Origin of the sequence: Plantactinospora sonchi (genome assembly GCF_036422035.1) — a bacterium.
Lineage (GTDB): Bacteria > Actinomycetota > Actinomycetes > Mycobacteriales > Micromonosporaceae > Plantactinospora > Plantactinospora sonchi.
Genome location: NZ_JAZGQK010000037.1, coordinates 63,804 through 85,629, shown reverse-complemented (window position 1 = coordinate 85,629; position 21,826 = coordinate 63,804). Strand labels below are relative to the sequence as shown.

18 protein-coding genes are annotated in these 21,826 nt (G+C 72.5%); 11 read left to right on the top strand and 7 right to left on the bottom strand.

Translation table 11 applies throughout. The features are described from left to right. The first annotated feature begins 41 nt into the window (after positions 1-41). The 4 genes from V1633_RS33685 (at position 42) to V1633_RS37105 (ending at position 5,487) form a co-directional block, all read left to right on the top strand. Positions 42-989 (top strand): ComEA family DNA-binding protein, encoded by a 948-nt coding sequence (locus tag V1633_RS33685; protein ID WP_331218339.1) that lies wholly within the window; start codon positions 42-44, stop codon positions 987-989. Beyond that, positions 986-3,379: a ComEC/Rec2 family competence protein gene (locus V1633_RS33680; protein WP_331218338.1), complete on the top strand. Its 2,394-nt coding sequence runs from the start codon at positions 986-988 to the stop codon at positions 3,377-3,379. The genes V1633_RS33685 and V1633_RS33680 overlap by 4 nt, the downstream gene beginning before the upstream one ends. Before the next feature lie 150 nt (positions 3,380-3,529). Next, positions 3,530-4,504 carry a DNA polymerase III subunit delta gene (gene holA, locus V1633_RS33675; protein ID WP_331218337.1) on the top strand — a complete coding sequence of 325 codons (975 nt, stop codon included), beginning with the start codon at positions 3,530-3,532 and terminating at the stop codon, positions 4,502-4,504. Then, positions 4,501-5,487 carry a hypothetical protein gene (locus V1633_RS37105; RefSeq protein ID WP_407952155.1) on the top strand — a complete coding sequence of 329 codons (987 nt, stop codon included), beginning with the start codon at positions 4,501-4,503 and terminating at the stop codon, positions 5,485-5,487. Before holA ends, V1633_RS37105 begins: the two co-directional genes overlap by 4 nt. 290 nt (positions 5,488-5,777) lie before the next feature. Here V1633_RS37105 and rpsT read toward each other — a convergent pair whose 3' ends face one another. After that, complete coding sequence (rpsT, locus tag V1633_RS33665; RefSeq protein ID WP_331218336.1) at positions 5,778-6,044, bottom strand: 30S ribosomal protein S20; 267 nt, start codon at positions 6,042-6,044, stop codon at positions 5,778-5,780. A 182-nt stretch (positions 6,045-6,226) separates the two neighbouring features. Further along, positions 6,227-7,210 carry a phosphotransferase family protein gene (locus V1633_RS33660; protein WP_331218335.1) on the bottom strand — a complete coding sequence of 328 codons (984 nt, stop codon included), beginning with the start codon at positions 7,208-7,210 and terminating at the stop codon, positions 6,227-6,229. A 204-nt stretch (positions 7,211-7,414) separates the two neighbouring features. Between V1633_RS33660 and lepA the strand changes: the two genes are divergently transcribed. The 3 genes from lepA to V1633_RS33645 all read left to right on the top strand — a co-directional run bounded on the left by lepA (position 7,415) and on the right by V1633_RS33645 (position 10,287). Next, complete coding sequence (lepA, locus tag V1633_RS33655; RefSeq protein WP_331218334.1) at positions 7,415-9,301, top strand: translation elongation factor 4; 1,887 nt, start codon at positions 7,415-7,417, stop codon at positions 9,299-9,301. Then, positions 9,298-9,921: an NUDIX domain-containing protein gene (locus tag V1633_RS33650; protein ID WP_331218333.1), complete on the top strand. Its 624-nt coding sequence runs from the start codon at positions 9,298-9,300 to the stop codon at positions 9,919-9,921. Before lepA ends, V1633_RS33650 begins: the two co-directional genes overlap by 4 nt. 78 nt (positions 9,922-9,999) lie before the next feature. After that, on the top strand, positions 10,000-10,287 hold the full coding sequence (locus V1633_RS33645) for a GlsB/YeaQ/YmgE family stress response membrane protein (protein ID WP_331218332.1): 288 nt from the start codon (positions 10,000-10,002) through the stop codon (positions 10,285-10,287). 215 nt (positions 10,288-10,502) lie between these two features. On the opposite strand, the gene V1633_RS33640 is transcribed toward V1633_RS33645, so the two are convergent. From V1633_RS33640 to V1633_RS33630, 3 genes are all read right to left on the bottom strand, one after another. Then, positions 10,503-11,414, bottom strand: a complete 912-nt coding sequence (locus V1633_RS33640; protein ID WP_331218331.1) for a phytanoyl-CoA dioxygenase family protein — start codon at positions 11,412-11,414, stop codon at positions 10,503-10,505. Positions 11,415-11,822: 408 nt separating this feature from the next. Next, positions 11,823-12,680, bottom strand: coding sequence for a hypothetical protein (locus tag V1633_RS33635; RefSeq protein WP_331218330.1), 858 nt, complete (start codon positions 12,678-12,680; stop codon positions 11,823-11,825). Positions 12,681-12,809: 129 nt separating this feature from the next. Then, complete coding sequence (locus V1633_RS33630; RefSeq protein WP_331218329.1) at positions 12,810-13,595, bottom strand: enoyl-CoA hydratase-related protein; 786 nt, start codon at positions 13,593-13,595, stop codon at positions 12,810-12,812. A 17-nt stretch (positions 13,596-13,612) separates the two neighbouring features. Here V1633_RS33630 and hemW point away from each other — a divergent pair, with 17 nt between their 5' ends. Continuing rightward, entirely contained in the window at positions 13,613-14,836 is a 1,224-nt protein-coding gene (hemW, locus tag V1633_RS33625) for a radical SAM family heme chaperone HemW (protein WP_331218328.1), read from the top strand. 204 nt (positions 14,837-15,040) lie between these two features. Here hemW and V1633_RS33620 read toward each other — a convergent pair whose 3' ends face one another. Beyond that, complete coding sequence (locus tag V1633_RS33620; RefSeq protein WP_331218327.1) at positions 15,041-15,673, bottom strand: DUF4870 domain-containing protein; 633 nt, start codon at positions 15,671-15,673, stop codon at positions 15,041-15,043. Between the two features lie 305 nt (positions 15,674-15,978). On the opposite strand from V1633_RS33620, the gene hrcA reads away from it, so the two are divergent. From hrcA to V1633_RS33605, 3 genes are all read left to right on the top strand, one after another. Next, positions 15,979-17,001, top strand: a complete 1,023-nt coding sequence (hrcA, locus tag V1633_RS33615) for a heat-inducible transcriptional repressor HrcA (protein ID WP_331218326.1) — start codon at positions 15,979-15,981, stop codon at positions 16,999-17,001. 91 nt (positions 17,002-17,092) lie between these two features. Continuing rightward, a complete protein-coding gene (gene dnaJ / locus V1633_RS33610) occupies positions 17,093-18,232 on the top strand; it encodes a molecular chaperone DnaJ (protein WP_331218369.1) in 1,140 nt (379 codons plus the stop codon). A gap of 204 nt (positions 18,233-18,436) precedes the next feature. Then, positions 18,437-19,177, top strand: coding sequence for a 16S rRNA (uracil(1498)-N(3))-methyltransferase (locus V1633_RS33605; RefSeq protein WP_331218325.1), 741 nt, complete (start codon positions 18,437-18,439; stop codon positions 19,175-19,177). Between the two features lie 36 nt (positions 19,178-19,213). Here V1633_RS33605 and V1633_RS33600 read toward each other — a convergent pair whose 3' ends face one another. After that, positions 19,214-21,736, bottom strand: a complete 2,523-nt coding sequence (locus tag V1633_RS33600) for a beta-glucosidase family protein (protein WP_331218324.1) — start codon at positions 21,734-21,736, stop codon at positions 19,214-19,216. Positions 21,737-21,826 lie beyond the last annotated feature (90 nt).

The window sequence follows — 21,826 nt, the reverse complement described above, 5'->3', positions numbered from 1 at the left end:
TCGGACGGCCGGAGGGCCGAGGCCGGAGCTAACTTCGCCCGGTGTCCGACGACGACGAGACGATCGTGCGGGAGCGCCTGGACCGGCTCTTCGGCCCCGATCCTGGGGTGCGCCCGGCATGGCCGGCCACCGACCCGCGGGGTGATGTCCCAAGGCGGGCGACCACCGCGCCGGAGCCTGGGTTCTCCGGGTGGGAGAACGCCTCGACGGCCGAAGCGACCGCCGGGGCGGAAGCGGCTCGGTCCTCCGCCGTGCAGCCCCCGCCGGGCGGCGTGACCGCCGATGGAAAGGCCCGCGCGGCCGCCGGTGGTGAGGACGCCGGCCCGGACGGCACGGCGCCGCGCCGGCTGACCGGGCCGGGCGCGTTCGACCCGGGCCGGCGCGGCGTCCGGGCCCTTGCCGTACTGGCCGCCGTGGTGGTGCTCGGCGCGGCGGTCTGGGCCTGGTTGTCGCGTCCGCACAGCGAGCCGGTCCCGGAGGTGCCGGCCGAGGCGGCACCCTTCGCCTCCGGCTCACCCCACGCCGGCGGTGTCGGCGCGAGCCCCGCCGAGCTGGTGGTCGCGGTCGCCGGCAAGGTACGCCGACCCGGACTGGTCCGCCTGCCCGTCGGAGCACGGGTCGCGGACGCCGTCGCCGCCGCGGGCGGGGCGCAGCCCGGGGTCGACGTGGCGCTGCTCAACCTGGCCCGCAAGGTGGCCGACGGCGAACTGATCCTGGTCGGTGTCACACCACCACCGGGTGCGGCCGGACAGGCCGGAGACGGACCGTCCGTGGGCAGCGGAGCCGGTCCGGGTGGCGGGAAGGTCAACCTCAACACCGCCACCGTCGCGCAGCTCGACGCCCTGCCCGGGGTGGGGCCGGTGCTGGCCCAACGGATCGTCGACCACCGTGAGCGCAGCGGTGGCTTCCGGTCGGTGGGTGACCTGCGTCAGGTGACCGGGATCGGCGACGCCCGGTACGAGGACCTGAAGGATCTGGTGACGGTGTGACAAGCGATCCCGTCGGCCCGGACGCCGGGAGTCGACAACCTCCGGATCTCCGCCTGGCCGGTCTCGCCGTCGGTGCCTGGCTCGCCGCGTTGGCCGGTCTCCGGCTGTCGACCGGCGTGACGGTGCTGATCGCGCTGCTCGCCGTGGCGGCCACGCTCGCGCTCGGACACCGGTTGATCCACCGGCCGGTCCGGGTCCTGGAACGGCACGGCTGGGTTGTCGTCACGGTGCTGTTGGGGGTGCTGTGCGGCAGTGTGGCCACCGCCGCCCGACTCGGCGTACGGGACACCGAACCGCTCCGCGAACTGGCCGAGGCACGGGCCCGGGTCACCGCCGAACTGGTGGTCCGGGACGATCCGCGAAGCGTGGCCGGGCCGGCCGGTCGGCCGGCGACGTACCTGCTCTCGGCCCGACTCCGGTGGCTGGAGGATTCGGCGGGAGCCAGGCTGCGCCTGCCGGCACGGATCCTGGTGCTGGCCAGCGACCCCAACTGGCGGCACCTGCTGCCCGGGCAGCGGTTGACCGCCACCGGCCGCCTCGGCACGCCGCGCGGCGGTGACCTCACCGCTGCCGTTCTCTCGGTGGGGACCCCACCGGTGTTGCGGGGGCGGTCGTCCTGGGCGCAACGGTTGGCGGGGACGCTTCGCGCCGGGCTGCAGCGGGCCTGCGCACCGCTGCCAGCGGAGCCGGGCGGGCTGCTTCCCGGCCTGGTCGTCGGGGACACCAGCCGCCTGGAACCGGCCGTCGAGGACAACTTCCAGACGACCGGAATGACGCATTTGACGGCTGTGTCGGGATCCAATGTGGCGATCGTCATCGGCGCCGTGCTGTTGCTGACCCGCTGGGCGCGGGCCGGGCCGTGGCTCGCCGCCCTGTGCTGCGGAGCGGCGCTGGTCGGCTTCGTCATCCTGGCCCGGCCGTCGCCGAGCGTGGTCCGGGCCGGGACGATGGGGGCGATCGGCCTGATCGGACTGGCCGCCGGTCGGCCCCGGGCGGCGCTCCCGGCGTTGGCGGGAGCGGTGACGGTACTTGTCGTCGCCGACCCGGAGTTGGCCGGTGACGCCGGGTTCGCGCTCTCCGTACTGGCCACCGGCGGTCTGCTGCTGCTCGCCCCGCGCTGGCGGGACGCCCTGCGCCGCCGGCACGTGCCGGGCGGACTCGCCGAGGCGTTGGCGATCCCGGCCGCCGCCCAGCTCGCCTGCGCCCCGGTCATCGCCGGCCTCTCCGGCACGGTCAGCCTGGTGGCGGTGCCGGCGAATCTCCTGGCGGTACCGGCGGTCGCCCCGGCCACCGTGCTTGGCGTGACCGCCGCGGTGCTGTCCCCGCTCTGGCCGGCGGGCGCCGAGGTCCTGGCCTGGCTCGGTCACTGGCCGGCCTGGTGGCTGGTCCTGGTGGCCCGGTACGGTGCCCGGCTGCCCGCCGGAACGCTGCCCTGGCTGGACGGGGCGGTCGGCGGGCTGCTGCTCGCGGCGCTGGCGGTCGCCCTGCTGGTCGCCGTACGCCGGCCGCTGGTCCGCCGGCTCGTCGCGGTGGTCACCGCCGCCGTGGTCGTCGGGACCTTGCCGGTACGGCTGATCGCGACCGGCTGGCCGCCCGTCGGCTGGGTGGTGGTCGCGTGTGCGGTCGGTCAGGGGGACAGCCTGGTGCTACCGGTCGGTCCGGGGCGGGCGGTGGTGGTGGACGCGGGACCCGACCCCACCCCGGTCGACCGCTGCCTGCGCCGGCTCCGGGTCCGGACGGTGCCGTTGCTGGTGATCAGCCACTTCCATGCCGACCACGTGGGTGGTCTGGACGGCGTCCTCCGGGGCCGGGCGGTCGGCGCCGTCGCTGTTCCGCCGTGGCCGGAACCGGCCGAGGCGCGGGCCGCCGTGCAGCGTGCGGCCGACGCGCGGAACGTGGCGGTCGGCGAGATCGGGGCCGGCTGGAGCTACCTGGGCGGCGCCGTGACACTGACCGCGCTCGGTCCGCCCTATCCGATCCGGGGCACCCGCTCGGACCCGAACAACAACTCGCTGGTGCTGCGTGCCGAGGTCGCCGGTGTCGACGTACTGCTCACCGGGGACGCGGAGACCGAGGAGCAGCGGGCGCTACTCGACCGGGTACCGGCCGGATCGCTGCACGCCGACGTGCTGAAGGTGCCCCACCACGGATCGGCGTACCAGGAGTGGTCCTTCCTGGACGCGGTGGACCCGGTGGTGGCGCTGGTGCCGGTGGGCACCGACAACGGGTACGGCCACCCCCACCCCGGTCTGCTGGACCGGCTGGCCCGGTCCGGGGTACGCGTGCTCCGCACCGACCAGGACGGCGACCTGGCGGTGGTGCGTACCGACGAGGGCCGGCTCGCGGTGGCGGTACGCGGACTGGCCCCGGGCGAGGACGGCAGGCGGTGACCCGGGGTACGCCGGGACGAGCGGACGGCGGAGGGTACACGAAATGACTGAGTTAAGATAAATGTCTGGATTTGCGCTAAGTGCGGGGTCAGCCGTAGGTAGCCGGGTGACCAGGCTCGACCGGCCGGCACCGCGTGCGACGATGACCCCGTGACCCCCGCGAACCTCGCTCCCGTTCTCCTGGTCCTCGGCGACGAGGAACTGCTCGTCACCCGGGCGGTCGCCGGTGCCGTCGAGGCGGCCCGGGCCGCCGATCCCGGTGTCGACGTACACGACCACGAGGCGGGGGCGCTGAACCCGGGAGAGATCGCCGAACTGCTCGGCCCGTCCCTGTTCGGCGGCCGGCGGGTGTTGATCGTCCGAGCTGGACAGGACGCCCGCAAGGACCTGGTGGCCGAGTTGCTGGCGTACGCGAAGCATCCCGACCCGGAGGTGCACCTGGTGGTGGCGCACGCCGGCGGGGCGAAGGGCAAGGCGTTCGCCGACGGCCTGCGGGCGGCGGGCGCGGAGGTCGTACCGGCGACGAAGCTCAAGGGGCACCGCGAGCGGGTCGCCTTCGTCCGCGACGAGGTGAGGCGCGGCGGCGGTCGGTGCACCGACGACGCGGCCGAGGCGCTGATCGCGGCGGTCGGCAACGACCTGCGGGAACTCGCGTCCGCCTGTGCACAGTTGCTTGCCGACACCGACGGGCGGATCGGCGTCGACACGGTCGCCCGGTACTACCGGGGGCGGGCCGAGGTGAGCGGCTTCACGGTGGCCGACGCCGCGATGGCCGGGGACGTTCCCGGTGCGTTGGAGGCGTTGCGCTGGGCGCTGCACGTCGGGGTCGACCCGGTCCCGATCGCCGACGCGATTGCCGACGGGGTGCGCACGGTGGCCCGGGTCAGCTCGGCGGGGCGGGGAAACCCGTACCAGTTGGCGAGCAGTCTCGGGATGCCCGCCTGGAAGATCGAGAAGGCCCAGCGGGTGGGGCGCGGCTGGACCCCGGAGGGAATCGCCGACGCGATGTACGCCGCCGCCGAGTGCAACGCCGCGGTCAAGGGCGGCGCCGAGGACCGGGGCTACGCCCTGGAACGTGCCGTGGTCGCCGTCGCGACGGCGCGCGGGGTGAGCGGCCAACGATGACCTGGGCGATGGCGCTGTCGGCCGAGGAGGAGGAGCGGTTACGGCCGCTGTACGCCCGCCTGCTCCGGCTGCGTCACGTCGATCCGGGTGGGGTGCTGTGCTTCGTCTACTTCGAGGGCATGGTGTCGCTCGGTCTGCTGCTCGCGTTGGCCGAGTTGGTGAGTTGGTGGGGTGTGTTCCTGCTGCCGGTGTCCGTGGCGGCGATGGTGAAGGCCAACGATCTCGTGGCCGCGGCGGTGGCCCGGACCGCCGCCCGGGTCCCCGCACAGGAGCGCGAGCGCTTCCGCCGTGAGCTGCAGCCGGCGATCGGCCGTGCCAGCGTGCCCGGCCCGTCGCTGATGGATTCCGGGCCGGACCCGGGCACGGACGCCCTGGGCGGAGCCGCCGCGTCCGGCGCGCTCGCGATCTCCGGGCTGGGAGTTCCCGGGGCGCGAGCCGCCAGGGAGCGTGCGGTGGACGTGGAGCGGATCGCCGGCCCGTCCCGCGACTGCGGCTTCGCCCCCGGCGTACGGGACGTCGGCAGTCGCCTGGTCGCCCGGCTCGTCCCGACCGGACGCCCGTTGAGCATGACCTCCATGGTCCGGGCCCGGCTGGAACTCGGCGCCCGGCCCCGATCTGAGCCCGACTGGGAGCCCCGACCCGACCGCGACGTCATGGAGCGCCTCCGGGCCGGTGTGCCGGGCCTTTCGCCGTTGACGGTCGCCCCGCCGACCGGAGACCGGACCGGGCCTGTGGCAGACCGGATCGCCCCCGGTCAGGCCGGCGGCGAAGCGCCGATGAGGCGGGACGCGCTCGCCACCTGGGCACGGTCCGCGGAGTTGCCGAGCCGGCAGACCGGGGTGTCCGGATCCGGATCAGCCGGTGGTCGCCCCCGAAACGATCGGGTGGTCGACCGATCGACCCGGCGGTGGTTGGTCCGGCTGGATCCGGTCGACAGCGCCCGACAGTGGACCCGTCAGTCGGCCCGACGCCGTTACGAGTGAATGTCGGCCACGCGTGCGTCGGCCGACCCGTGGCAGGCGCGAGCAGTCGATCCGGGGCCGGTAGCTCCCCCGGCATCGCCTGGACGCGCCGCATCCGGGCCGGTGGCGACCCGGCTGGTGCCGTACACACGGCCACACGCCGGATGGCCGTGGTGTCCCCGGACGTCGCCGCGCACGGGCCACATCCAGGCCCCGGGCGTCGCCGTGGACAACCCGTTCCACCGCCGGGCACAGCACGGTGGCCCCGAGCCGACCGGCTCGGGGCCACCGTCAGATATCTGCGGAGCGCGTCAGGCGGAGAGCGACTGCAGGCGCTTGGCGATCGCCGACTTGCGGTTCGCCGCCTGGTTCTGGTGGATCACGCCCTTGCTGACCGCCTTGTCGAGCTTGCGCGAGGCGTCCCGCATCAGCTCGCTGGCCTTGGCGCTGTCTCCACTCTCGGTCGCCTCGTGGAACTTGCGGATGGCGGTCTTCAGCGACGACTTGACCGACTTGTTACGCAACCGGCGCTTCTCGTTCTGCCGGTTGCGCTTGATCTGGGACTTGATGTTCGCCACGCGACAGCCTCGTCCTGGTAGCTAGCTCAGCCTGGTAGCTAGGGTTTCCGTTTGCCTGATGCGCGCGGGCGACGACGCACGTCGAATGCGGCCGTGTCGGCACGCGCGAAAACCCACGTTACCAGGTGCTCACGTCCAAGGCCAAAATGACGCATCCCCAGCGGCGCTGCCGGACCCGGGGATCACTGCCAGCCCTGACGGGCGGCGAGCCAGGACAAGGCTATCTCGCCGCTCCACTGCTGATGACCACGGATGTGCGGGGAACCGGTACTCGGCCCGGCCGCCGCCCGGACGAGCCAGTAACCGGCGAGCGCGGCCAGCGCCGCGTCCAGGCCGTCGTCCGGCGCGTTCCGGGCCGCGGGGTGGGCGGCGAACAGGTCGTCGGCGGGTAGGCCGCTGGCGTACGCGGTGACCAGCAGGCCGGCCAGATCGAACCAGGCCGGCCCGAGACACAGCCAGGTCCAGTCGCAGAGCCAGGCGGCACCGGTGGCGTCGATCAGCACGTTGTCGACCCGCAGGTCGCCGTGGATCATCGACGTGCTCTCGGCGTACCCGGGCAGGCGGGCCTCCAGGGCGGCGAGGTCGGGCAGCCGGTGCCGGGCCACGGCCGGGGGGTTCGGCAGCGTCTCGCGTCCGGCGGCCAGTTCGCCCCACCAGGCGAGGTCGGCGCGGACCAGGTCGGCGAGGCGGGGCGTACCGAGGGCGACGAGTTCGACCGGTGGTTCCCGCAGCGCGTCGGCAACCGTCGCGTACGCCCCGAGGGTCGCCTCCAGATCGGCCCGCGACCAGGGGAGTCCCGGCATCCGTCCCTCGATGGCGTCCAGGCAGACCGCGTAGTACCCGCCGGCGGTGAGCGTCCAGCGGGGCCGGGCGACGGCCAGCCCGGCCGGGAGCGCGGCGGTGACCGCGACCTCCCGGGCGTACCAGTCGCTCAGGTGCCGCTGGTCGACCAGGGAGGCGGCCTTGACGAAGACCCGGTCCCCGGCCACGGTCTGCAGGACACCCGCGAAGCCTCGGGTGAAACCGCCACCGGCCGTACCGGCCCAGTTGACCCGGGAACCCAGCCGGGCGCTGATCGCGGCCCGGAGTTCGGCCGGAAGATCGGCCCAGCCGGGTCGTACGGCGGTGGTGTCGTACGGTCGCGGGGGCACCGAGATGACTGCCATGCTCCCAAGTCTGCCCTGGTCCGACCGGCGTACCCGGATCCCTCGCCGCACCGGCCGCGTCGCGTCGGGCGGGTACGGCGACGCTCCGGGCGAAGATCAGGTTCGGGTGGCGTCGGGAAGATCCGACGGGCTCGACCGGGCGCTCCGGGGCGGCATGGGAACATAGAGGGCCCGACAGTTGTCAGCCCAGCAGAACGGATCGCCGTGCCACCGACGCCCGACTCCGGCGCGAACCTCCCTGGTGCCACCGAGCCTGGTCGCATCAGGAACTTCTGCATCATCGCCCACATCGACCACGGCAAGTCGACGTTGGCCGACCGGATGTTGCAGCTCACCGGTGTGGTCGATCCCCGGCAGATGCGCGCCCAGTACCTCGACCGGATGGACATCGAGCGGGAACGCGGCATCACGATCAAGAGCCAGGCGGTCCGCATGCCGTGGACCATCCGCGAGGGCGACCGGCAGGGCGAGCAGGCCGTGCTCAACATGATCGACACCCCGGGGCACGTCGACTTCACCTATGAGGTGTCCCGGTCGCTCGCCGCCTGCGAGGGTGCGATCCTGCTGGTCGACGCCGCGCAGGGGATCGAGGCCCAGACCCTGGCCAACCTCTATCTGGCGCTGGAGAACGATCTCCACATCATCCCGGTGCTCAACAAGATCGACCTGCCGGCCGCCCAGCCCGACAAGTACGCCGAGGAGCTGGCGCACCTGATCGGTGGCGACCCGGCGGACTGCATCCGGGTCTCCGGCAAGACCGGCGAGGGCGTGTCGCACCTGCTCGACGAGATCGTCCGACAGTTCACCCCGCCGGTCGGGGAGGCCGACGCACCGGCCCGGGCGATGATCTTCGACTCGGTCTACGACGTGTACCGGGGCGTGGTGACGTACGTCCGGGTGATCGACGGCCGGATCGAGGCCCGCGACAAGATCAAGATGATGTCCACCGGCGCGGTGCACGAGCTGCTCGAAATCGGTGTGATCTCGCCGGAGATGGTGAAGGCCGGCGCGCTCGGGGTCGGCGAGGTGGGCTATCTGATCACCGGGGTGAAGGACGTCCGGCAGTCCCGGGTGGGTGACACCGTCACCATCAACGCCCGGCCGGCGTCCGAGGCACTCGGCGGTTACAAGGACCCGAAGCCGATGGTCTACTCCGGGCTCTATCCGATCGACGGCTCGGACTACCCCGCGCTGCGGGACGCGCTCGACAAACTCAAGCTGAACGACGCCGCGCTGAGCTACGAGCCGGAGACGTCGGCCGCCCTCGGGTTCGGTTTCCGCTGCGGCTTCCTGGGTCTGCTCCACCTGGAGATCATCGGGGAGCGGTTGGAGCGCGAGTTCGGGCTCGACCTGATCTCGACCGCCCCGAACGTGGTCTACCAGGTACGCCTGGAGGACGGCACCGAGGTGACGGTGACCAACCCGAGCGAGTACCCGACCGGCAAGGTGGCCGAGGTGTTCGAGCCGGTGGTCCGGGCCACCGTGCTGACCCCGAACGACTACGTCGGCGCGGTGATGGAGCTGTGCCAGGGGCGGCGCGGGTCGCTGAAGGGCATGGACTACCTCTCCGCCGACCGGGTCGAGCTGCGCTACACGCTGCCCCTCGCCGAGATCATTTTCGACTTCTTCGACCAGCTCAAGAGCCGTACCAAGGGTTACGCCTCGCTCGACTACGAGCCCTCCGGCGAGCAGCAGTCCGACCTGGTCAAGGTGGACATCCTGCTCAACGGGGAGCCGGTCGACGCGTTCAGCGCCATCGTGCACAAGGACAAGGCGTACAACTACGGCGTCACTATCGCGGCGAAGCTGCAGAAGCTGATCCCCCGGCAGCAGTTCGAGGTGCCGATCCAGGCGGCGATCGGCAACCGGGTGATCGCCCGGGAGACCATCCGGGCGATCCGCAAGGACGTGCTCGCGAAGTGCTACGGCGGCGACATCACCCGGAAGCGCAAGCTGCTGGAGAAGCAGAAGGAAGGCAAGAAGCGGATGAAGATGGTGGGCCGCGTCGAGGTCCCGCAGGAGGCCTTCATCGCCGCGCTCTCCACCGGTGACTCCGGCGACGGCGGCGGCAAGGCGGGCGGCAAGAAGTGACCCCCCGGGGGTACGGGCCCAGCGCCGCGTTCTGCCCCCGGTGTGCCGCCGCGCTGCCCGGTCCCGCCCCGACCGCCTGCACCGGATGCGGCTACCAGCTCTTCGTCAACGCCCGGCCCACCGCCGGACTTGTCATTCTCGACCGGCCGCTGGCCGTACCGGATCGAGACTCGGGGGCCGTGGTACGGCGTCCGGCGGGGGTCGATGTGCCGCAGGAGGCCGTGACTCCCGGATCGGGTGTGGAGACCGACGGCCCCCGTTTCCTGGCTCTGCGTCGGGCGGCGGCACCGATGATCGGTCGCTGGGAGACCCCGGGCGGATTCTGCGACGGCTGGGAGCACCCGGCCGACGCGGCGGTCCGGGAGGCCCGTGAAGAGCTGGGCGTCGATCTGACGCTCGGTGATTACCTCGGCATGTACGTCGGCAGTTACGAGTACCAGGGCGAAGAGCTTCCCGTACTCGATGTCTTCTTCCTGGCCACGTTGGGTGATCAGGTGATCGACCTCAACCGGGACGAGGCCACCGAGGCGACCTGGTTTCCGCTGCTGACGCCGCCTCCGCTGGCTTTCGGCACGATGGATGCGGCCATTCGGACCGCAGCGCGACGTCTGTTCCGCTAGGGCGGTTTGAGTTTTTGCGCCTTCGGGAATCTAGCTGTCATCACAACACCGTGTGACCGCAACTGAAGGAGGACGGCCGTGGAACTCACCGTCTGGGGCATCATCACCGCGCTCATCGTCGGTCTCATCATCGGCGCACTCGGTCGGCTGGTCGTACCGGGCCGTCAGGACATGCCGATCTGGCTGACCATGCTCATCGGTGTGGGTGCCGCACTACTCGGTACCGTGATCGCGCGAGCCGCCGGCATCGCGACCGAGACGGGCGGCATCGACTGGATGGAGTTGCTGATCCAGGTCGCACTGGCCGCTGTCGCGGTGGCCCTGGTGGCCGGTGTCGGTCGACGTCGCCGAGTCAGTCGCTACTGATTCACCCCCCCCGCAGATCTGGGGCGCCGGCCGTCTGGCCGGCGCCCCATGCTGTGCGGGGACGGCGGCACCTTCCGCCCGGCCAGGAGATCGTGTGCGGATGCCGTCCTGACAGGAGGATCAACCCCCGGGGAGTGGACCCCGGAACGGGAACCGGCCCCGCCGACCGGATGGTCGGACAGGGCCGGTGCAGAGCTACCCGCCGAGATGACGCGTCAGCGGAGCCAGGGGATGCTGCGGTCCAGCAGACCGCGCTCCTTGAGCTCCTTGCGCAGCGGGATCTCGTCGTCGATGTAACCGTCCCAGTTGATGCCCCAGTAGTTGGCGGTGTGCGTACCCTCGCCGAGCAGCTGGCGCTGCACCGGCGTGCGGTTCTGGTACCACGGCCCGTTCTTGTCCGGGTGCAGCTCGTCGAGCGGGCGGATCCACCGGTAGGTGTAGCCGACGAAGAGCATCTTCCGCGTGATGTTGGACAGGTTGGTCGACCGCGAGTGCCACTGCCGGCGGTCGAAGATGAAGGCGTCACCGGGGTTGGCGGTGATCTCCACCGTGCCCTCCGGGTCCGGGTTGTGCACCGTCAGGTCCGCCGGGCGGGGCAGCGAGTTCCACAGGTGGCTGCCCGGGATGACCTTGGTGGCGCCCCGGCCCTTCTCCGAGAGGTCGGAGAGCACGTACGCGACCTTCAGCGAGAACATCGGCCGCGGCAGGTTCGGGTCCATCGTCTCCGGGTCGGAGTTCTGCCGGTACCCGTCCTGGTGCCAGCCCCAGTAGGGCTTCTCCGGCTCCAGCGCCGGCGGCGTGACGTCCAGGTGGTTGTGGTGCGTGTAGATGTTCCAGCCCGCCAGGCCCCACATGTACGGGAACGCGATCGGGTGGGTGAGCAGCTCGCCGAAGAGCTCGTCCCGCTCCAGGAAGCCCAGCAGGTGCAGGGTGCCGTCCTTGGTCGTCCGGCCGGCTGCCTTCTCCTCCGCGTAGACCCGGTCGACCGCCTCTTCCAGGGCCGCGCGGTGGTCCTCGGTCAGGACGTTGCGGAGCAGCAGGAAACCCTGCTCGTGGAACTCCTTGCGGTCCGTGTCACTGATCGGCTCGTATCCGGTCCGGCCGCCGTAGTCGAACACCGCGTCCATCCCCTCCCCTGAGTGAAACTTGTTCTGGGCACACAGGCTGCCGATCGTAACGCGGCACGCAACGCCCGCAGCAGCACGCGGGTCGGGCGCATCGGCGGGTATCGGTGGAGTACGGGAAGCTGGCACGGACAGAAGTGGCGACCTGACGGAGGGTTGTTGCTGTCGGAAACGTTCGCGAAGAAAATTGCCGAATGACCGTTTGTGCAATCACTGCGGGTTATTGGATGCAGGGTTTCGTGACGGTGCGGCGTCCACAGCGGGACCGGGGTCGTGCCCGGATCGCCGGTGGTACCCCGGCGGGCGGTGGGTGCGGCCCGGCAATGGACCATCCGGAGCGGCAGGTGGGTGCGGCCCGGCAGCGGACCATCCGGACCGCCGGTGGTCCGCGCGGGCGACGGTGACCGGCTCTCAGTCCGTGAAGACCTCGGCGATGACCTGGTCGGAGGTGGCATCGTCCTTGACCGGCGACCACCTGCCGCCGTCAGCGGTCCACTGCAGGTTGGCGAAGCGGACCCGCTTCACCCCGTGATCCCCGGCGTGCGACACCAGCCAGTGCGCGTACCGCCAGCCCGCCTGCACGTCCGAGGTGGGTACCGCCAGACCGGTCAGCTCGGCGGGGGAGACCGTGTCCAGCCGACCCCAGTCGAGGGTCAGCCCCGCGGTCAGCGCGGCCGCCGCCGCCGATCCCCGGATGACCGGGTCCCGGCCGACCGTGCAGGCCACCGCGCCCGTGGCGTTGCCGAGCAGGGCCCGGGTCAACACCTCCGACTCGTCGGCCCACTGCTGGTACGCCCGGGGGAAGGCGGAACGCTGCACCTTCTGGGCCGCGTCGGTGATCTCCATCTGTTCCCAGCCGCGTACCCTGCGCAGCGCGTCGTAGAACTTGGTGGCTGCGTAGCGGGGGTCCCGGATCCGATCCGGTGTGCCCCAACCCTGACTCGGCCGCTGCTGGAACAGCCCCACCGAGTCGCGGTCGCCGCCGGCCAGGTTGCGCAGGCGTGACTCCTGGAAGGCGGTGGCCAGCGCCACCACCACGGCCCGTTCCGGCATCTTCCGCCGGATCCCGACCGCCGCGATGGTGGCCGCGTTCGCCATCTGCTCGGCGTTGAGACTGACCCGACCGTCCGCGTCGACGACGCAGCCGCTCGCCGGACGGGGCACCGGCAGCTTGTGCCCGAACTCGCGGGCCCCCAGGTAGATGCCGAAGCCGGCGACCGCCGCAAGCGCCACTCCCGCCGCCACCACCGCCTGAGTCCGCACCGCCACCCCCTGATCGATAGTGGGCACAGCCTACGATGGCAGCCCAAGTTCCCGGCAGAGCTGTGACGAAATGCCCCTTACCGGCCCCGGTCGCGCTTTCCTGCCGGTCAGTCCCGGCCCCGCCGCCCGGTCAGTTCAGACCCCGGGTACCCACCGGGCGGGCCGTTTCTCCCGGAACGCCGCGACGCCTTCCCGCCCCTCCGCCGAGTGGAAGTACCGCACCGACAGCTCACGCAGCTCGGCCAGGTCGGTCCGGAGGTCGGCCGCCGGCGGGCGGTGCAGCAGCTCCTTCGCCCCGGCCAGCGCGGCCGGCGCACCGCGTACCAGGGCCAGGCAGTAGGAGGCCACCGCCTCGTCCAGCGCCTCGGCGGGAGTGACCGTGGTGACCAGGCCGATCTCGGCTGCCCGGCGCCCGTCGAAGACGTCCCCGGTCAGGTAGAGCTCCGCCGCCGCCCGGGGCTGCAACCGGGGCAGTACCGTCGCCGAGATCACCGCCGGGACCACGCCGAGGCGTACCTCGGTGAAGGCGAAGGTGGCGTCCGGTACGCAGATCGCGATGTCCGCCGCCGCGATCAGGCCGAGGCCGCCGGCCCGCGCCGGCCCGCCAATCCGGGCCACCACCGGCTTCGGGCACTCCCGGATCGCCGCCAGCACGTCACCGAGCTTCGCCACCGGCACGGTGCCGTTCTCGTACGCCGCCGCGGTCTCCTTGAGGTCCGCGCCGGAGCTGAAGACCGGGCCGGTGTGGGAAAGCACGACCACCCGTACGGCGTCGTCGGCCACCGCCGTGGCCAGCGCGTCGAGCAGCTGGGTCATCAGCGGCGTGGAGAGCGCGTTCCGGTTGTGCGGGCTGTCCAGGGTGAGAGTCGTCACCCCGTGCGCGGTCGAGACCCGGACGAGCGGGTCGGGGGCTGAGGTCATGCCGGCACACTAGTCGTATGCCCGGAACCCTCCCCGCAGGTGAACCCGTCCCCGTCGACGGGACGCTGCCCGACTCCGCCCGGGTGGAGGTGGGGACGCGCGGCTTCGGGGTCTACGTGCACGTGCCGTTCTGCGCCAGCCGCTGCGGCTACTGCGACTTCAACACGTACACGGCGAGCGAGCTGGGCGGCGGCGCCGGCCGGGACGGCTACGCCGACCAGGTCCTCGCCGAGTTGACGCTGGCCGGCCGGGTGCTCGGGGACAACCCGCCACCCCGGGTCGACACGGTCTTCGTGGGCGGTGGCACCCCGACCCTGCTCCCCGCCGACGACCTCGCCCGGATCCTGGACGGCATCGACCGGCTCTGGGGGCTGGCCGGCGACGTGGAGGTCACCACCGAGGCGAATCCGGAGTCGGTGACCCGTGAGTCGTTGAAGGCGCTGCGGGCGGCCGGCTACACCCGGATCTCGTTGGGCATGCAGTCGGCGGCCGCCGGGGTGCTGGCGGTGCTGGACCGCCGGCACAGTGCCGGCCGGGCCACCGCCGCCGCCGAGGAGGCCCGGGAAGTCGGCTTCGACCACGTCAATCTCGACCTGATCTACGGGACGCCGGGGGAGAGCGCGGACGACTTCGCGGCATCGCTGGACGCCGTGGTCGACGCGGGCGTCGATCATGTGAGCGCGTACGCCCTGATCGTGGAGGACGGCACCCGGCTGGCCGCCCGGATGCGCCGTGGCGAGCTGCCGTACCCGGACGACGACACGGCCGCGGACCGTTACCTGGCGGCGGAGGCCCGCCTCTCCGGTGCCGGTTTCTCCTGGTACGAGGTCTCCAACTGGGCCACCTCAGCCCAGGCGCGGTGTCGGCACAACCTGCTCTACTGGACCGGCGGCGACTGGTGGGGCCTCGGCCCGGGAGCACACAGCCACGTCGGCGGGGTCCGCTGGTGGAACGTCAAGCACCCCACGACGTACGCCGCCCGGCTCGGCGCGGGTGAGTCGCCCGGACAGGGGCGGGAGTTGTTGTCGACGGCGGACCGGCGGGTGGAGGACGTGATGCTGCGGCTCCGGCTCGCCACCGGCCTGCCGCTGGCGGTCCTCGACGATGCGGGGCGGGCGGGGGCGGCCGAGGCGCTCGCCGCCGGGTTGCTGAGCCGTTCCGGGTACGCGGCGGGGCGGGCGGTGCTGACCCTGCGCGGACGGCTGCTCGCCGACGCGGTCGTCCGTGACCTGTTGCCTTGACCGTCCGGAGCGCCGGGGACGGTCATGGTCGGTGGTTCCGGTCCGGCGACGGCACGCGGCCGGCGGTGACCCGGCCCGGGTGGACGCCGCTGGTGCGGCGTCCCGACCGGTGACGGTGCAGGTCCGGTGGCCCGTGCGCGGGGGCCGGCGGGCGCGCGGTGGCGTCGGCGACCCCGGCACGGGCCGTGTCCGGTCCGGTCGGGACTACTTGACCATCCGGATGCTCATCGGGTAGCGGTACAGCACGCCCTCGTTGGCCTTCATGCCGCCGAGGATCGCGAAGACGACCTGGATGATCAGCGTGATGAACGGCAGGAAGAACAGGATGCCGAGGGTGCAGGTCGCGATGATCACCGCGATGATCGAGGCGATGCCCCAGGTGATCTGGAAGTTGAGCGCCTCCACCGCGTGAGCCCGGACCGTCGGGGACTCGTTCCCCTTGGCCAGCATCGCGACGAGCCCGGCGATGAACCCGACCAGAGCGCCACCGAAGTGCGCGATCAGCGCCCAGGTCTTCTCGTCGCTGTTGGCGTAGCCGGCCGGAGCGGCAGCCCCGTACGGCGCGCCCGGCGGGTAGCCCCCGGGCGGCGGGTAGCCGCCCGGCGGTGGGTAACCCCCAGGCGGTGGGTAGCCACCGGGGGGCGGGTAGCCGCCCGGCGGTGGGTAACCCCCGGGCGGCGGATAGCCACCGGCGCCGGAGGTCGGCGGGGGATAGGCCCCGCCGCCGGAGGTCGGCGGCGGGTAGGCGCCGCCGCCGGAGGTGGGCGGAGGAGTGCCCGGCGCGTCGTACGGATTGTGCGAGCCGTACTCTCCGGGAGGGCGAGGTGGTTCAGTCATGGGGTCACGGTAGGTGCACCGATCAAACGGCGCCAGACACCCCCTGGCGATTGAAACTGGACAATAGTCGACCGGACCGGCTGGCCCCGCCGAGGTAGGGTGTGCGAACAAGCAGGTGGTCCGGGATCGGCAGGCGCGGGTGTCCCGGATTGGAGAGCCCATCCAGTCGATCATCGCGTCTCCTGCGCCGTGGTCGTAGACTGGCACTCGATACGGTCGAGTGCCAAGGTGTATCCGTGGCCCGACCGTCGTGGTCGCCCCGGTCGTGTCGGCAACCGGGGCCGGGACGTCGCAGGGAGGTGAGGATGGGTCTCGACGACCGCAAGCTCGACGTGCTGCGCGCGATCGTGGAGGACTACGTCGCCACCCAGGAGCCGGTCGGCAGCAAGGCCCTGGTCGAGCGCCACCAGCTGGGAGTGTCACCGGCCACCGTGCGCAACGACATGGCCGTGCTGGAGGAGGAGGGCTACATCCGGCAGCCGCACACCAGCGCCGGACGGGTGCCCACCGACCGGGGTTACCGGCTCTTCGTCGACCGGCTCTCCCGGGTGAAGCCGCTCACACCGGCCGAGCGTCGGGCGATCGAGCGGTTCCTGGTCGGCGCGGTCGACCTCGACGACGTGGTGCACCGCACCGTACGTCTGCTCGCCCAGTTGACCCGGCAGGTCGCCGTCGTGCAGTACCCGAGCCTGGCCCGGTCCTCGGTACGGCACCTCGAACTCGTACCGATCTCCACCACCCGCCTGATGCTCGTCATGATCGCCGACACCGGTCGGGTGGAGCAGCGCCTCGTCGAACTGCCCGCGCCGGCCAGCGCGGACGACGTGATCGACATGCGGCGCCTGGTCAACGAGCGGCTCGGCGGCAAGCGGCTCGTCGACACCCCGCCCCTGGTCCAGGCGTTGGTCGAGGAGGCGCCACCGGCGCTGGGTTCCGCGATGGCCACCCTCGCCACCGTCCTGCTCGAGACGCTCGTCGAACGACACGAGGAGCGGATCGCCCTGGCCGGCACCGCCAACCTCGCCCGGGGTGGGCTGCTGGACTTCCAGGGCTCGCTGCGTCCGATCCTGGAGGCGCTGGAGGAGGAGGTCATCCTGCTCAAGCTGATCGGCGAGGTCGAACCGAACACCCTCCAGGTACGCATCGGCGACGAGAACGAGATCGACAACCTGCGGGCCACCTCGGTGGTCAGCACCGGCTACGGGCCAGGGGCCACCATCGTCGGTGGTCTCGGCGTGTTGGGGCCGACCAGGATGGACTACCCGGGCACCATCGCCACGGTGCGGGCCGTGGCACGCTACGTCGGCGACGTGCTGGCGCAGAACTGACCCACCCACACCTTGCGCAGAACTGACCACCAAGGCTCATCTGACGACCGGCGGACGGTAACGCGAGACAGACATGAGGACACGGAACGCAGTGGCCAGGGACTACTACGGGATTCTCGGCATCAGCCGGGACGCCTCCGACGACGAGATCAAGCGTGCCTACCGCAAGCTGGCACGGCAGTACCACCCGGATGTGAATCCGGACCCGGAGGCACACGAGAAGTTCAAGGAGATCAACGCCGCGTACGAGGTCCTCTCCGACGACCAGAAGCGGCAGATCGTCGACCTCGGCGGTGACCCGCTCGCGCCCGGCGGTGGCGGTGCCCCGGGCGGACCGGGCGGTCCCGGCGGGCCGTTCGTCGGCTTCCAGGACATCATGGACGCGTTCTTCGGGGCCGCCGGCGGCTCCCGGGGGCCGCGACCCCGTACCCGGCCGGGTGCCGACGCCATCCTCCGGCTGGAACTCGACCTGCACGAGACCGCGTTCGGGGTGGAGGCGCCGATCACCGTCGACACCGCCGTGCTCTGCACCACCTGCTCCGGCGCCGGCACCGCACCCGGCACCCACCTCGCCACCTGCGAGGCGTGTGGCGGGCGCGGCGAGGTCCAGTCGGTGCAGCGGACCTTCCTTGGCCAGGTCGTCTCGTCCCGGCCCTGCACCGTCTGCCAGGGCTACGGCACGATCATCCCGCACGCCTGCCCCACCTGCGCCGGCGACGGCCGGGTCCGGACCCGTCGGTCGCTGACCGTCAAGATCCCGGCCGGTGTCGAGGACGGCATGCGGATCCGGCTCGCCCAGCAGGGTGAGGTCGGCCCCGGTGGCGGCACCGCCGGCGACCTGTACGTCGAGATCCACGAGCGTCCGCACGACGTCTACTCCCGCAAGGGCGACGACCTGCACTGCCGGGTCACCGTGCCGATGACCGCGGCGGCGCTCGGCACCCGGCTGACCATCAAGACGCTGGACAGCGAGGAACCGGTCGACGTGAAGCCGGGCACCCAGCCCGGGTCGACGCTGCGGCTGCGGGCCCGGGGTGTTCCGCACCTGCGTGGCACCGGCCGGGGTGACCTCTACGTCCACCTCGACGTCCGGACGCCGACCAAGCTCGACGCCGAGCAGGAGCGGATGTTGCGCGAGTTCGCCAAGACCCGGGGCGAGGAGGTCGCCGAACTCAGCAAGCAGGGCGGCTTCTTCTCCCGGATGCGCGACGCCTTCAACGGCCACGGCTGACCCGACCGGGCTGTCCCGTCCCGGCGTTGGTCCGGTTGCCGGCTCGGTTGGGCTGTCCCGCCACGGCGTTGGTCCGGCTGCCAGCCCCTCGCCGGGCTGGCCCCCGGGCGCTGATCCGGTTGCCGGTGCTCACCGGGCCGGTCGCCCCGGGCAATTGCCGGCGCGCGGCCGGACCCCGGTCGCCGGTCGGTTAACCTGCTCGGCGTGAGCGCTCCGTTGTTCCTGGTCGAGTCGCTGCCGTCGGGAGACGTCGTCACACTCGACGGACCCGAAGGTCACCACGCCGCGACCGTGCAACGGCTGCGGACCGGCGAGGAGCTGCTGCTCGCCGACGGGCGGGGCGGCACGGCCACCGCCGTCGTCACCGCCGTCGGCCGGGGCACCCTGACCGCCTCCGTCACCACCCGGCGGTACGTCGACCCGCCCGACCCGCGGCTTGTCGTCGTACAGGGCATTCCAAAGGGGGAGCGGGCCGAACTGGCCGTACAGGCGATGACCGAGGTCGGGGTGGACGAGATCGTGCCCTGGGCGGCGGCGCGCTCGGTCGCGCAGTGGCGGGCCGAGCGGGGTGTCCGGGCCCGGGACCGCTGGGTGTCGACCGTCCGTGAGGCGGCCAAGCAGGCACGTCGGTCCTGGCTGCCGGTTGTCGGCGGATCGTCGTCGGTGCCGGCCGCGTCACTGGCTACGGTGACCGACCGGTTCGTCGGCGCCACCGCTCTTGTCCTGCACGAGGAGGCGGAACACCGGCTCACCACCGTGGCGCTGCCGGCCAGCGGCGAGATCGTGCTGGTGGTCGGCCCGGAGGGTGGCATCGCCCCGGAGGAGTTGACCACGCTGACCACGGCCGGCGGGACACCGGTCCGGCTCGGTGCCGAGGTGCTGCGAACCTCGACCGCCGGAGTCGCCGCGCTGGCCGTACTCAGCACCCGGCTCGGCCGGTGGTGACGGGCGGCCGGCCCGGGTTCTCCGGCCATCGAACGGTCAGACGTCGAACAGGACGGTGAGCCGGCGGTCGGCGACGCTGCGGGCCGCTTCGAGCCGGTACCGGCCGGGCCGGGTACGCCACCCGTGCCCGGTCCAGACCTGGAAGCCACGTGCCGGCAGTGGCACCCGTACGGTCACCGCCTCACCGGGGGCGGCCTCCACCCGGGCGAAACCGGCGAGCCACCGTACCGGTCGGTCCGGCTCGGTGTGCTCGGGGCCGACGTACAACTGCACCACCTCGGCGCCCGGTCGGCCACCCGCGTTGCTTACGGTGGCCACCGCGACCGGCCCGGCCGGACCGTCCTCGACCGACAGTGCCTGGTAGTCCCAGTCGGTGTAGCCGAGCCCGTGCCCGAACGGGAAGAGCGGCTCCGCCCGCCATCCCCGGTAGCCGACGAGTACGTCGTCGGGATAGTCGAGTACGCCGTCGACCGGGGTGACGTTGAGGCCCGGGCAGTCCTCGGGGCGACGCGGCCAGGTGGTGGGCAGTCGTCCGCCGGGTTCCGCCCGGCCGAGCAGGACGTCGGCGAGGGCGTGTCCCGCCTCCTGGCCGGGAAACCAGGTGAGCAGGACGGCCGCCACCTCGTCGACCCAGGGCATCAGGACCGGGGAGCCGGCGTTCACCACGACGACCGTCCGGGGGTTGACCGCCGCCACCCGGCGGACCAGTTCGTCCTGCCGGCCGGGCAGGGCCAGGGTGCTCCGGTCGAAGCCCTCCGACTCCACCTCCTCGGTGGTGCCGACCACCACCACCGCCAGGTCGGCGTCGGACGCCACCCGGACCGCCTCGGCCAGCAACGCCTCCGCCTCGTCGCCTGCCGGGTCCGCGTCCCCGCCTGCCGGCCGGTCTCCCGGGTCCGTATTCCCGCCTGCCGGCCCGGGGATCGGCTCGGCCGGCTCGGCATGGCCGAGGCTGGCTGACACGAAACCGCTCCGTTCCTCCGACAGTGTCCGGCTCAGCAGCACGTCGACCGGCTCGCCGGCGGTCAGCGGTACGTCGAACCGTCGCTCCACGGTGGACAGGAAGACCGTCCCCGGGTCGTCCCTCTCGTCGAAGAGCGGGCCGGCGAAGAGTTCCGAACCCCCGACCGAGAGGACAAACTCCCCGAAGCCGTGCAGGGCGAACCGGTGCCGGCCGCCCCGCGTCGGCGTGTACCGGGCGGCGAGTTCCACCCGGGCCACCTCGGCAGGGCGTAGCCCGTCGGGGAGGTCACCCATCCAGCGCACCGTCGCACGGTCGAGTTCCGCCCGGTACAGCTCACGACCGTCGGCGGCCCGCAGGGTCGCGATGACCGGGCTCCAGCCGTTGCCGCCCGCTGGCCGCAGCCGGGGTCGGGGGTCGGCGCCGACCGCGTGGTCGAGGACGACGTCGGGCAGGGCGGTGGCCAGCCCGGCCAGCGGGGAGACCACGTGCGGGGGCGAGACCTGGGCGCTGCCGCCTCCCTGGATGCGGGCGTCCTCGGCGAGCGCGCCGAGGACCGCGACCCGGCGCAGCCGCCCTGCGTGCAGCGGCAGCAGGTCACCGGTGTTGCGGGCCAGCACCATCGAGCGGGTCGCCACCTCCCGGGCCAGGGCGGCGCCGTCCGGCGGCGCGGGTACCCCGGTCGGCGTCGCCGGGCCGGGAGGTGGCACCGACGGGGCGCCGCCGTCGAGCAGGCCGACTCTTGCGGCGAGCCGGAGCACCCGACGTACCTTGTCGTCGACGAGGGTCTCGGCGACGGTGCCGGCGCGGACCGCGGCGACCAGCGCAGCGCCCCACGGGTCGCCGGCGGCCGGCATCACCACGTCGAGCCCGGCGTCGGCGCTGGCCACCGTGCTCCGCGCGGCGGTCCAGTCGGAGACGACGACGCCGTCGAACCCCCACTCCCGTTTCAGCAGGTCGTGCAGGAGCGGTCGGTGCTCGGTCATGGTGGCGCCGTTGACCCCGTTGTACGCCGCCATCACCGCCCAGACGCCGGCCCCGACGATCCGTTCGAACGGGGCGAGGTAGAGCTCCCGCAAGGCCCGTTCGGAGACCCGGACGTCGACCGTCATCCGCTCGGTCTCCGAGTCGTTCGCGACGAAGTGCTTCACCGTGGCACCGACGCCGCACTCCTGCAGTCCGGTCACGTAGCCGACGCCGATCTCGGCGGTGAGCAGCGGATCCTCCGAGTAGCACTCGAAGTGCCGGCCGCCGAGCGGGCTGCGGTGCAGGTTGACGGTCGGGGCGAGCAGCAGGTGGATGCCCCGGCGCCGACACTCGGCGGCGAGCAGTCGCCCGGCGCGCCGGGCCAGCGTCGGATCCCAGCTGGCGGCGAGCGCCGTCGGACTGGGCAGGGCAACCGACGGGTCGTCGGGACTCCAGCGGACCCCGCGTACGCCGATCGGGCCGTCCGACATCACCAGCGAGCCGAGGCCGATCTCCGGTACGGCGGGCAGTGTCCAGAAATCCTGGCCGGAGAGGAGGCGTACCTTCGTTTCCAGGTCCAGTGCGGACAGGGCCCGCTCGATCGCGGCCTCGTCCCGTCGCCCGGTCGTCATCCCCGCCCCTGTCGTCGGCGCTGTAAGGGTCCTACTCTCAGAACCCGGCGTGGGTTCGAGATTAGCTCCGGTCGATGCTGGGAGTGGTGG